Origin of the sequence: Rhizobium sp. NFR07 (genome assembly GCF_900111905.1) — a bacterium.
In the GTDB taxonomy this organism is placed as follows: Bacteria; Pseudomonadota; Alphaproteobacteria; order Rhizobiales; family Rhizobiaceae; genus Neorhizobium.
The window spans coordinates 342,828-355,104 of the sequence record NZ_FOKM01000006.1; the positions used below are offsets into that span (position 1 = coordinate 342,828).

The window sequence follows — 12,277 nt, forward strand, 5'->3', positions numbered from 1 at the left end:
CAATTCCCGAGAAAGATAAAAGGTTGATCGCCGGACGCAGGCACTGGCGCACCCGCGTCAGTAGCCACGCTCCAGGTCGACGGTGGGAGGAAGTGTGCCGTTCGCACGATAGTCCAGGATGTTGCCGGCCACGATGGCTGCCGCCGTCTCGCGGTCCGTCGGAGCGGAGATATGTGGCAGGACAGTGATCGCCGGATGATCCCAGTAGGCGGCATCGGCGGGCAGCGGCTCGACGTCAAAGACATCAAGCACAGCATGCTTCAGCGCGCCGGAATCGAGAGCCTCGACCAGATCATCACCGACAACGATCGGACCTCTGGCGAAATTGATAAGGGAGGCGCCCTCAGGCAAAAGGGCAAGCCGAGCGGAATCAAGCAAGCCTCTGGTTTCGCCGGTCAGCGGCAGAAGGCAGACCAGGATTTCCGACCGGCCGAGAAGCTGTTCGAGCCCGTTCTCGCCATGGAAGGTCTCGACGCCGTCAACCGACTTTGCGGCACGGCTCCAGCCGATCACATTAAAGCCGGCCCCTTTCAGCGCCGCAGCGGATGCAGCCCCGAGCGCACCGAGGCCCAGCACGCCAACCGTGATATCCTGTGGCCGCCGGTAGGTGAGTTGTTCCCAGACACGCTGCTTCTGGAGCCTGGCATAGGCGGGCATGTCGCGGAACAGATAATATGTCCAGGCCAGCACCGCCTCCGCCATCGTCCGGCTGAGTTGCGGATCAACGAGGCGCACGATCGGCAGCCGGCTTCCGCCAAGCTCACCGACCAGACGTTCGACGCCGGCCCAGACGCTGTGGATCCATTTCAGGCCCGGCAGCTGCGATATGTCCGCCGGGTCGGGATTTGCGACTATCGCGATATCGACCGTGGCTCGCGAAGCCTCATCGAGCTGCCGGAACGGGACGATCGTCTCGCCTGGCATCTTCTGTGAAAGCGAAGCCAGCCAGAGCTGCTCCACGTCTTCTGGCATACGCGTAACAAGCGCAATCATCGGATAGCCTCCTTTACGGCCTTATCGACCTCAATGCGCAAAGACGCTGTCGAAATCCTTGAAGCCCTTGACCTCGATCGGGTTGCCGCTCGGATCGAAGAAGAACATCGTGCGCTGTTCGCCCGGTTCGCCCTCGAAGCGGACGACCGGCGGAATGTCGAAGGCGACGCCGGCGTCCTCGAGGCGCTTGGCAAGCGCCAGCCATGCGTCGAGTTCCAGGACCACGCCGAGATGCGGCATCATCACCATGTGATTGCCGACCTTGCCGGTGCGCGTCGTTTCAAACGGCTCGCCCAGGTGCATGGAAATCTGATGACCGAAGAAATCGAAATCGACCCAGGTGTCGGTGCTGCGGCCTTCCTCGCAGCCGAGGACGCCGCCGTAGAAACGGCGGGTCTCTTCGAGATCGGTGACGTGATAGGCGAGATGGAAAAGCGAACGCATTGAATGTTTCCTGTCTTTTTTGTGGGAAGGTACTGCAGCTAGGACGCTGCCGATGATTGCTTACGGATCGTCGCCTGTAAAAAAGCGACGATCAGCGGATGAGGCTTACCGGGACGAGAGGATAGTTCGGGATGTCCCTGCATGCCCATGTAGAATGGATGATCAACCACCTCAATCGCATCCACGACGGCGCCGCCGACCCCGCGCGCGGAAATCCGAAGGCCTTGTGCTTCGAGATCGCCAACGAGGCTCGGATTGAGCCTGAAGCGATGATTGCATCGGATGGCTGTCCCGGCCGCAAGCAGGCCGGCCAGCCGCGTGCCAGAAGTAACTTCGATCTGCTGGTCGCCCGTCCGATGCTCCGGCAAGAGATCGCCATCTGCCTTTTGCTCGCCTGCCATGGCGAGAAAGGTCTTGATACCCGCGTCCGGATCAGCTTCCGCCAGATTGGCGTTGCTGCGGCCGAAGGCTCTCCACGCGACCGCCGTCGCCATGGTCTGCATTCCGAGGCATAGGCCGACGACAGGCAGTCCGTTTTCTAGCGCAAAGGCGGCCACTGCAGTCTGCCCGGCAACATTCTTCATGTCCGCCCCGCCCGGCAGCAGTACGCCCGCATAAGGCTCAAGCGTCTCGCCGGCATCAGCTTCACGGAACTGAACCGGATCGACGAAATCTATGTTGAGCTGCAGCGAGAGGCTGTCCGCCGCGTCGGCGAGGCTTGCCAAGGCAGCCGGATAGACATCCAGATGATCGCTTTTTGCGCCAACGAGCGCGATGTTAAGCGCCGCCTTGATTGCAGCCTTCGGCTGGTCCAGCACGATGCGACCGAAACAATCACGCCAGCAGAGTACCTTCCGTGTCGCCTGATCCGCGAAATGGTCGGCGAGCTCGATGACGTCGATCTTTTCAATCGGAACGCCAGCTGACTTGGCGGCTGATGAAAGTGCCGCCGCCGCGCCCGCGTCGGACACGAAGGCAGTGTGGATTGGCACGACGATATCGGCGAGGCCGGCGGCACCGACCACGGCCTCGACCGTTGCGACCGGCAACACCGGCTTGCCCGAAAGCCGCTCGAACCAGCAGAGCCCGCTTGCGGCAAGCCCGCCCGTTGAAACCACATGCTGAGTCGCATCCGCGTGACGTGACGTATCGAAACGAGCTGCGATGTGCATGAAACCGCAATTCCGGGCCGCCGCAACCGCTGCGGCCACCGCGCCGTAAAGCGCCGGACTATCGGTATCGTGGTGAACGAGGATCAGGCCCATCGTCAGCTCCGTTCAATCGGCTCGCTTCAGACGATCAGCAGATCGCGGTCAATCGTGCCGAGGGCGCGATATCCCGTCTCCGTGATGACGATCGTTTCGCTCACACCAACCGTGAAGCGGCCGTAGATGCGCAATGCCGGCGGCAGGTGGAAGGTCATGCCGGGCTGCAGCTCGGTCTTCACGCCTGCATTGAGGCTGAGAATGGCGCCCTCGCCCCAATCCGGCGCGAAGGAGATACCGACGCTGTAACCCAGGCGCTTCTTGAAGTTTTCCGTATAGCCCGCGCGATCGATCACCTTCTGGCAGGCGATATGGGGCACCTCGCAGGCAACGCCTGGGCGGATCGCATCAAGCGAAACCTGCAGCGCCTCCTGGCAGACCTTCATCATATCCGCGGCTTCCTTCGGTGGTTCGCCGATCCAGGCGGAACGCATAAGGGCGGCATGATATCGATCGTGGCACGCTGCCATTTCGAGAAATGCCGGATCGCCCGCTCCAATCGCGCGGCGGCGCCAGGTGCCATGCGGCACGCCGGTGCGCGGGCCGACCGACACGAGCGGCTCCATGCCGAGATACTCCGAACCGGCCGCAATCGCCGACCCCATCATGGCCGCGACGAGATCGTTCTCGGTCGCGCCGACGCGAACGGCGGCGAGACCGGCACGCATGCCTTCATCAACGTAGGATGCGGCACGTTCGAGCTTTTCCACCTCGAGCGGCGACTTGACGGCGCGGAACTTCTCGATGACGCCGGCGCCGTCACCGATCGTGCCAAGCCGCGCCTGCAGCGCTTCGTAGACGGCGATCGGCAGGAACCAGCCACGCTTGTCGATGGCAATGCGCTTGGATGCAAGCCCACGGTTCTCGATGAGCTTGACCAGCAGGCCGAGCGGATCTTCGCCGTCCTGATAAACGACCGCGTCGGAGATGAAGGTGTTTGCAATGAAATTGAAATATTCGAGCTGGCGGATGAGAAACACCGGCTCACCGTCGGCCGGCAGGATCAGCGCCTGGAACGTGTAGTAACCCGGGGTCTGCTGACCAGTCAGGTAGAAGATGTTCTCCGGTCCGGTGACGATCAGAGCATCAAGACCTGCAGCAGCAAGCCCTTCGCGGGCGAGTGTCTGACGACGTGCGTATTCCTCCTTGGGGAATGCGGATTCCTGTCCCTGCACGATATCGCTGGGTATGTTCATGCTTCAAGCTCCTTGACGAGATGCGTCTTCGACGCATCAAATTCCAGACCCAGCCCTGTTGTGGCAGGCCCCTCAACATGACCGTCGCGATAGGCAAGCCCTGCCGCGGCATCGTTCTCAAGGCCATCGGCACCGTAAAGCTCGGCGAACCGTGGTTGGGTTGCGCAGCTCAGGTGAAGCGCCGCAGCCGTCGCCACCGCGCCCTCGTTCATCTGGCCGATCATGAACGGGATATCGGCAGCAGCCAGCCGCGTGGCCGCTGAAAGGCTTGCCGCGAGACCACCGAGTTTTACCAGCTTTAGATGCGCCCATAGACGCCCTCCGGCAGCCACAATCGCGTCTATGTCGGACGATCCGGCAACGCTTTCATCGAGCATAAGCGGCAAGGAGCTCTTCTCGGACAGCCGGTTCAGCATATCCCAATCGCCTGGGGCGACCGGCTGTTCGACATAGGCGAGGCCAAAACGCGCCAGCGTCTGCAGGTTTTGGGTGGCTTGGGCCCCGTCCCAGGAGCCGTTGGCATCGATTGCGAGCTTGACGGCATCGCCGAACCGCTGGCGCAGGGCCGCAAGGCGCGCAACGTCCTCTGCAAAGTCTCCGCCACCGACCCGTACTTTCAGATCGCGGAAACCGCGGTTCACATAGGTCTCGGCCTGGGCCAGGAGACGTTCGGTCGAGGAAATGAACAGGGTCTGGTTGGTCGCATAACGCAGCGGCGAGCCAGCCTTGCCACCCAGCAACTCCAGAACCGTGATGCCCTTTTCCCGAGCGATCAGGTCGTGGAGTGCGATATCGACCAGCATCCGCACGGGCGCGATCACACCCGCCATCCCGGCCAATTCGGCCTGTATCGCCGCAGGCTCCATCGACCAGTTCAGTCCATCGATCACGGAAAGGGCCTGCCCAAGGCATGTCTCCGGGCTGATACCGTTGAGATAAGCGATGTTGATGCGCACCTCGCCGATACCGGCATGAGGACCGCGCTCGAGCTTCAGATAAAGCGTGTCGAGACCACCTATCGGCCCCGACGAAGCAGTATGGAGAAGGAGCCCGCCGCCATACTGCAGCATGGCTCTGTGAAGGGAGACTTTCATTGGCCCGGCCGCAGCATCTTTCTGGTAACGTCGCGGTAGATGACGCTGCATGTGACGAATTCGTCGATCGGCACGAACTCGTCCGGTTTGTGGGCCACCGAAAGGCTTCCGGGACCGATTACGGTTCCCTGCGCGCCGAGCGAGCGGAAATGCACGAGGTCACAGCCGCCCTGGAATCCGAAGGGCCCGGGATCCGGTGTGCCGTTGTCCCTGCAGGCTTCCAAGCTTGCGAGCACGATGGGGTGGTCGCTGGCCGTTTCCGTGGCGCTGCCGGTGGTCGCCTTGTAGTCGATGATCTCAGCCTTGACGCCATGACGGTCATGGGCGTCTTTCAGGAGCGCGGCAAACTCCAGCTTGACCGCATCCTCGCTCTCGCCGGGCACCATGCGGCGGTCCAGCAGCAGGTCGCAGGAGCCGGGAAGCACATTGTCTGCATGTCCGCCGGCAATGCGGGTCACGGTCAGGCTTGCCTCGCCAACCAGCGGATGGGTGCGCTTGCGCACCACCTCGTTGTGATAGGCCTCGATCATCGTCAACAACTGGCCGGCGCGGTAGATGGCATTATCACCCAGATGCGGCGTACCCGAATGCGCCACGACGCCATACACGCGCACGACGGGACGCAGGCTGCCCTTGTGAGCGGAATAGGTGGTGTTGGAGGTCGGTTCGCCAACCACTGCGAAATCGATCTTCGGCCGGCTGGCCGCGTAGAACTTGGCACCTTCGCTTGCAATTTCCTCATCGCCGACGAAGACGCCGAGAAGCGTGCCCGACCAGGAGCTGCGGTCGGCGGCCAGCATCCGCATCGCCTCGATCATTGCAATCAATGGCCCCTTGCAGTCACAGGCGCCGCGACCGAAGAGCTTGCCGTCCGCCTCGCGTACCGTGAAGGCGTCGGAAGTCCAGCCTTCGCCGGCCGGAACCGTGTCCATGTGGGTGTTGAAGGCGAAGACCGGGCCCGGCCCATTTTCCAGCCGAGCCTCGACATTAAAACGGCCCGGCTTGTACTCGGTGAGCGAGACAGAAAAGCCTTCATCCTTGAGCAGGCGCTCAACATAGACCGCGACTTCGGCTTCACCGCCCGGCGGGTTTTCGCTGCGGATCGCGATGATTTCTGCAAGCTCGCGCTTCATGCGCGCAATGTCAGGCTTATTGGTCATGATTGCATTTCACCTAGTGCAGGATCTGGTCGAGGAAGCGCGTTGCCCGTTCGTTGACAGTACCGCCGAAGAAGGAGTCGCGCGGAGCGTTCTCGATCACCTCGCCGTCCTCCATGAAGACGATCTGGTCCGCCGCGCGCTTGGCAAAGCCCATTTCGTGTGTCACGACGATGCTGGTCATGCCTTCGCTGCTGAGCTCGGCCATGACGTCCAGCACTTCGCGGATCATTTCGGGGTCAAGGGCCGAGGTCGGCTCGTCGTAAAGCATCAGCTTCGGTTTCATCGCGAGCGCCCGGGCGATCGCGATACGTTGCTGCTGGCCGCCCGACAGTTCGTCGGGGAAGAAATCGGCACGCTCCGGAATGCGGACCTTTTTCAGCAGGTCCATCGCGACGTCATGGGCATCGCTGCGGCTCATGCCCAGCACCTTCATCGGTGCGAGCATGATGTTCTCAATGGCGGTCAGATGCTGGAAAAGCTCAAAATTCTGGAAGACCATGCCAATCTCACGGCGGACCTCCGGTGCGCGGCGCAGTTCCCGGGCGATGTCGTTTCCTTCGAAGAAAATATTGCCGTCATCTGCGGGCTCCAGGAGATTGATGCATCGCAGCAGAGTCGACTTGCCGGACCCGGAGGGACCGATGATGACCATCGTCTCGCGGCTGCGGACATTCAGGCTGCAGGATTTGAGGATCTTCAGGTCGCCGAAGCTCTTATTGATCCCCATGATCTCGAGCAAGGGCATATGTTCGCGGTTCTTCATGGATATGTCCTTCATCGCGGTTCTGTCTTCGCGGTCAGCGCGGTCAACCGCGTCATCAGCGAAACAGGGCGACGCTTCTCACGCGGCCGCTTGCGGTCGAGTGCCCTTTCGAGGAGATATTGGAGGCTCATGAAAATCGTGGTGAGCGCCAGGTAGTAGATACCCGCGGCCGTGAGCGCCTCGAAATACTTGAAATTGGCGCTGGCGGTCTGGTTGGCGACGAGAAGCAGCTCCTCCACGGCCACCACGGATACAAGGGCACTGGTCTTGAGCATGCCGATCATCTGATTGCCTGTCGGCGGCAAAACGATGCGGGCAGCCTGCGGGATGACAATGTAACGCATCACCGAAAAGCGGGTCATGCCAAGCGCGAGGCCCGCCGTTCGCTGGCCCTTCTTCACAGCCTGAAGGCCCGAGCGGATGATTTCCGCCATGTAAGCCCCTTCATTGAGGGAGAGCGCGATGACCGCGCTGGCAAAGGCCGACAACATGACGCCGAAGGTCGGCAGCACGTTGTAGATGAAGATAATCTGGAACAGTACGGGCGTACCCCGGAACAGCCACAGATAGACAAGCGTCAGCATCTGGAGCGGCTTGATGCGAGACTCCTGGAGCAGCGCCACCACCAGACCAGCGATCATTCCGAAGAAAAGCGAAGTCACCGTGATGAGCAGCGTCAGCAGCGCGCCGTCGAAGAAAGCGGGTGAGAAGACATAGTCGAAGACCAGATCAAGTGACATCCCGCTCTCCTTTTCTCTTTATTGTCGGACAGGTCAGTTGAAGATCGCCACAGAGGCCGGCAGCTTCCACTTTTCGATCAGCGCCTTGTAGGTGCCGTCGCTGGCCAGCTCAGAAAGAGCATCCTTGATCGATTTCTGCAGAGCAGCATCACCCTTGCGGGTCGCCATGCCGATGCTTGTGTTCGATTCGAATTCTTCGCCCACGGTTTCATAGACGCCCGGAACCGCATCCTGCAGAACAACCGCACCCGGAGTGGAATCAAAAGTTGCATCGGCGCGGCCCTGGCGCAGAGTCAGCGCCGAGTCCTGCGCGGTCGGGAAGGTCAGAACCTTCACGCCATCGAGCCCCTTGGCCTTGCAGCGCTCATCGTCGGCGCGCGCCTGGCTCTCCTGAATTCCGCCAAGCGTCACGGCGATCGTCTTGCCACACAGGCTGTCATCGCGGCCCATGATCTTCTTCGGATTGCCCGCCTGTACGATCACCATGTTGCCGATCTTCAAATAAGGAATGAAGTCGACCTGCTCGGAACGAGCCGGATTGATGTACATGGCCGAATTGATGAGATCGATGCGGCCTCCGATCAGCGCGGGAATAAGGCCCTTGAACTCCATGTTCATGGGCTTCGTCTGCGCACTCAGCTTTTTCGAAAGAGCCGCAATGAGGTCGATATCGAAACCGGTGAGCTGACCGTCCTTCTGAAATTCGAACGGAGCAAACGTCGCTGCGACACCGTAGGTCAGCGCTCCCTTCTCCACCAACCCACTGCCGGGAAGCTCGGCGGCGGATGCCGACGCAGCCATGCTGAGCGGTACCATGAAGGCGGCAACAATGTTCTTGAGCATGCGAGTTCCCTTATTTTAAGCCAACATTGCATTTTCTGAACCAGAGAATACAATCTTAAAAATTTGGGAGTCAAGCAATAAACTCAAATATTATGCATATCTTTAATGTGTCTATTTTTTAATCGAAATAGGAAATTTCCCTATATTTTTTGGGCACAATCCCAATCCGCTTACGTACATGAATTACAATTCGTACCACGCAGGTCATTCAGATGTAGATTTTCCGAAGCGGATAGCTTTTAGATAGGCGCAGTAAATTTAGCGGCATAATTGTACAACATGGCTGACAACGATACAAAACCCGCACCTGTGGTAACGACGAATGCCCAGCAGGGAAGGCACCGCCTTGCCAACCAGATCCTCGACCTCATTCGCCACGCGAAATTCGAGATCGGGCATCATCTGCGTGAACAACAGCTCGGCGACATGCTCGGGGTGTCACGGACACCGGTCAGGGCGGCACTCAACCTGTTGGCGGAGCGCGGCATTGTCGAGACGCGAAAGAACCAGGGCTTTTTCTTAAAAGCACAGCAGGGCATGCTCCATCGCACCGAGGTGGAGGTACCGACTACCGCCGACCAGGATTTGTACGCACGGATCGTCGAAGACAGGCTCTCTGGAATTCTCGGCGACAGCATCACCCAGGTGGAGATCACCCGACGCTATAAGGTCGACAGGACGCTTCTGCAGCGGACATTGACGCATCTGGTCAATGATGGCCTGCTTTCCCGCAATAGTGGCCGTGGCTGGACATTCCGCCCGACCCTCGATTCCCAAGTGGCTCTGCGCGACAGCTATGATTACCGAAGCACATTGGAACCCGCAGGGCTGCTTCTGGGGAGCTTTCAGTTCGACAGAAGCCTGCTCGAACGTTCGCGTCTGGAGCACCTGTACCTTGAAGGACATCCGGATATATCGAGCGTCGATCCTCGTCAGCTGTTTGAGACGGACGCTCAGTTTCATGAAATGATCGCCGCATTCAGCGGCAACATCTTTTTCCTTCAAGCTATCCAGCAGCAGAACAGACTGCGCCGGCTTCTCGAATTCGGCGGATATTCAAACCGACGCCGCGTTCGGGACTGGTGTCGAGAACATCTCGACATCATCGATGCCATATTCGAGGGAAATCGCGTACGTGCCTCCGAGCTTATGATCGACCATCTGGGAGCCGCCCGCGCATCGGCAAGGCACTATCCGAAAGCCCCACCGAGAAGCTGAGACCCGCAGCGAGCTACCTCGCACCACTTTCGAATACTCAAGACTTTGACGACGTCCGACGCGGGCCTGCCCTCCATAGAGCGCGCGGCGATATCCGATGCCACAGCAGTCAGAGAACTCCGCCCTTCCCCGGCGCCAATCGGCATCATGGGAACGGCGAGAGGCAGAAGAACACTATCCGCATCGCGATGCTGAGCCAGACCATACGGATCAGGCCGGCGGTGGCGCTCATCATCAGAACACGGCCCTTCCCGTCCCTTTTCCTCAGGCCCGACGCCGACATTGCGACGATCCAGAAATATATTCCTTGCCGATAATTTCGATTGGAGGCAGTAACCGGGGTGAAACTATAAGGATACCTAATGAATGGCGCAGGAGAACTTCAACGACCTTGTGGCCTTCATCACGGTTGCACGCGAGGAGAGCTTTACTCGCGCCGCCGTGAAACTTGGCGTTTCGCAATCGGCACTCAGCCAGACGGTGCGCGGGCTTGAAGAACGACTGGGCCTGAGATTGCTGACAAGGACGACGAGGCGCGTCTCGCCGACGGCGGCGGGCGAGCGCCTTCTGCAGACGGCCGGACCGAGGTTCGATGAGATCCAGTCCGAGCTTTCAGCTCTCAGCGAAATGCGCGACAAGCCGGCCGGGACCATAAGGATCACAACCGGGGAACATGCGGCAATCTCGGTCCTTGCTCCGGCGCTCGAGAAATTCATTCCGGAAAACCCCGACGTCAAGGTGGAAATCACGGTCGACTACGGCCTTACCGACATCGTGGCGGATCGATATGACGCGGGTGTCCGCCTGGGTGAGCAAGTCGCCAAGGACATGATCGCAATCAAGATTGGCCCGGAAATGCGCATGGCCGTGGTCGGATCTCCAGCATACTTCCGCATGCATCCCTGGCCGGAAATCCCTCAGGATCTCACTTCGCACAACTGCATCCAGATTAGGATGCCGACCTATGGCAACATCCTCGCATGGGAGTTCGAGAAAGACGGCCATGAACTGAAGGTCAGGGCCGAGGGCCAACTGGTCTTCAACAATATAGCGATGAGGCTTGATGCCGTCAGAAGGGGGTTGAGCCTCGCATATATGCCTGAGGATCAAGTCGCGGATCAGATCGCTCGCGGCGAGTTGGTGCGGGTTCTGGAAGATTGGTGCGCGCCATTTCCCGGCTATCACCTTTACTATCCCGATCGCCGCTATGCCTCGCCGGCCTTCGCCCTCGTCGTCGAGGCCCTGAGATATCGCGGATAACGGCGCAATAAACAGAACGTGATTAATAAGGCAGCCTAATATCCTCAATCAGGAATAGGCATCTAATCACCGGAATGCTGGTCGCGTAGCCTTCTTCCAACTTCATGTTGTGAGATCGCCATGCCACGCATACTGACCGGGACACTATCGGCTTTCGTCTTTTCGATGGTCGTCGTCGCATCGGGAGCCTCTTTCGCACAAAGCGCGCCTAAGTCCGATCCCCTCGTAATCCAGGAGCAGGGCAGCTTCGCAGTCGGCGGTTCCGTTTCGAGCACACCAGGAACATACAACAACAACGCACCGACGGCCGAGGGACAGACCCTCCACGGCGATCACGCCTATGTCTTCTATCAGGTTCCGCAGGATCCGAAGCCTCTGCCGATTGTCATGCTCCATGGCGCATATCAGTCTGCACGAAGCTGGGAAACAACGCCGGATGGGCGGGAAGGCTTTCAGAGCATCTTCCTCCGCCGAGGCTATCCGGTCTATTTGGTCGATCAGCCCCGACGTGGCAGGGCAGGCAACAGCACGGTCGCGACAACGATCGAACCGACACCCTACGACCAGCTCTTCTTCGACCAATTTCGCATCGGCAAATGGCCGAACTATTTCGGCAACCTCCAGTTCTCACGTGATCCGGCGGCGCTGGACCAGTTCTTCCGCTCCGTTACACCGAACACAGGCCCCTATGATGCCGAGGTGATCTCGGATGCCATGTCCGCGCTGTTCGACAAGACCGGCCCCGGCATCCTGTTTACCCATTCGCAGTCTGGTGGCCCCGGCTGGCTGACCGCAATCAAGAATCCGAACGTCAGGGGCATCGTCGCACTGGAACCCGGCAGCGGCTTCATTTTCCCCGAGGGCGAAGTACCCGCGGAGATGCCCAGTGCCGCCGGCACACTCAAGGGCGAAGCTGTCCCCGTCGCCGACTTCAACAAACTGACACGCCTGCCGATCGTCATCTATTACGGCGACAATTTCCCGACCGAGCCCACTTCCGAACGCGGACAGGACAACTGGCGCGTCCGGCTGGCGATGGCGAAGCTCTGGGTTGATACAGTCAACAGACATGGCGGGGACGCAACGCTCATGCACCTGCCGGAGGTCGGCATCAAGGGCGGCACGCACTTCCTGATGTCGGATTTGAACAATGTCGAAATTGCTGACCAGGTCTCGAAATTCCTTGCCGACAAGAAGCTCGACTGAGCCACCAGCACATCGCCTCGCAGGCCGCCGCGCCCAATTCTGATCGGACAAGGTCACGAGGATGGCGCGCGAAATCACCGACACACACGGCGGGA

The 12,277-nt window shown here is 59.8% G+C and carries 12 protein-coding genes; 3 read left to right on the top strand and 9 right to left on the bottom strand.

The genetic code is table 11. The annotated features are described in order from the left end of the window. Positions 1–57 precede the first annotated feature (57 nt). Genes BM216_RS15335 through BM216_RS15375 form a run of 9 tightly spaced genes read right to left on the bottom strand, consistent with a single transcriptional unit; the run spans position 58 to position 8,498 of the window. Positions 58–993, bottom strand: coding sequence for a 2-hydroxyacid dehydrogenase (locus tag BM216_RS15335; RefSeq protein ID WP_093000044.1), 936 nt, complete (start codon positions 991–993; stop codon positions 58–60). 30 nt (positions 994–1,023) lie between these two features. Continuing rightward, positions 1,024–1,437: a VOC family protein gene (locus BM216_RS15340; RefSeq protein WP_093000045.1), complete on the bottom strand. Its 414-nt coding sequence runs from the start codon at positions 1,435–1,437 to the stop codon at positions 1,024–1,026. 38 nt (positions 1,438–1,475) lie between these two features. Continuing rightward, positions 1,476–2,702, bottom strand: a complete 1,227-nt coding sequence (locus BM216_RS15345; RefSeq protein WP_093000046.1) for a glutamine amidotransferase-related protein — start codon at positions 2,700–2,702, stop codon at positions 1,476–1,478. A 26-nt stretch (positions 2,703–2,728) separates the two neighbouring features. Continuing rightward, positions 2,729–3,898 carry a M24 family metallopeptidase gene (locus BM216_RS15350; protein WP_093000047.1) on the bottom strand — a complete coding sequence of 390 codons (1,170 nt, stop codon included), beginning with the start codon at positions 3,896–3,898 and terminating at the stop codon, positions 2,729–2,731. Next, entirely contained in the window at positions 3,895–4,992 is a 1,098-nt protein-coding gene (locus tag BM216_RS15355) for a mandelate racemase/muconate lactonizing enzyme family protein (RefSeq protein ID WP_093000048.1), read from the bottom strand. The genes BM216_RS15350 and BM216_RS15355 overlap by 4 nt, the downstream gene beginning before the upstream one ends. Further along, on the bottom strand, positions 4,989–6,152 hold the full coding sequence (locus BM216_RS15360) for a M20 family metallopeptidase (RefSeq protein ID WP_093000049.1): 1,164 nt from the start codon (positions 6,150–6,152) through the stop codon (positions 4,989–4,991). Before BM216_RS15360 ends, BM216_RS15355 begins: the two co-directional genes overlap by 4 nt. A gap of 13 nt (positions 6,153–6,165) precedes the next feature. Beyond that, the gene (locus BM216_RS15365; RefSeq protein ID WP_280141681.1) at positions 6,166–6,915 is read right to left on the bottom strand and encodes an amino acid ABC transporter ATP-binding protein; all 750 of its coding nucleotides are present in this window, start codon (positions 6,913–6,915) and stop codon (positions 6,166–6,168) included. A gap of 11 nt (positions 6,916–6,926) precedes the next feature. Then, positions 6,927–7,655 (bottom strand): amino acid ABC transporter permease, encoded by a 729-nt coding sequence (locus tag BM216_RS15370; RefSeq protein WP_093000051.1) that lies wholly within the window; start codon positions 7,653–7,655, stop codon positions 6,927–6,929. Positions 7,656–7,688: 33 nt separating this feature from the next. Continuing rightward, a complete protein-coding gene (locus tag BM216_RS15375; RefSeq protein WP_093000052.1) occupies positions 7,689–8,498 on the bottom strand; it encodes an ABC transporter substrate-binding protein in 810 nt (269 codons plus the stop codon). 279 nt (positions 8,499–8,777) lie between these two features. Between BM216_RS15375 and BM216_RS15380 the strand changes: the two genes are divergently transcribed. From BM216_RS15380 to BM216_RS15390, 3 genes are all read left to right on the top strand, one after another. Then, complete coding sequence (locus BM216_RS15380; RefSeq protein WP_093000125.1) at positions 8,778–9,716, top strand: GntR family transcriptional regulator; 939 nt, start codon at positions 8,778–8,780, stop codon at positions 9,714–9,716. Between the two features lie 366 nt (positions 9,717–10,082). After that, positions 10,083–10,976 (top strand): LysR substrate-binding domain-containing protein, encoded by an 894-nt coding sequence (locus BM216_RS15385; RefSeq protein WP_093000053.1) that lies wholly within the window; start codon positions 10,083–10,085, stop codon positions 10,974–10,976. Between the two features lie 120 nt (positions 10,977–11,096). Further along, positions 11,097–12,182: an alpha/beta hydrolase gene (locus tag BM216_RS15390; RefSeq protein WP_177230802.1), complete on the top strand. Its 1,086-nt coding sequence runs from the start codon at positions 11,097–11,099 to the stop codon at positions 12,180–12,182. The last annotated feature ends 95 nt before the right edge of the window (positions 12,183–12,277 follow it).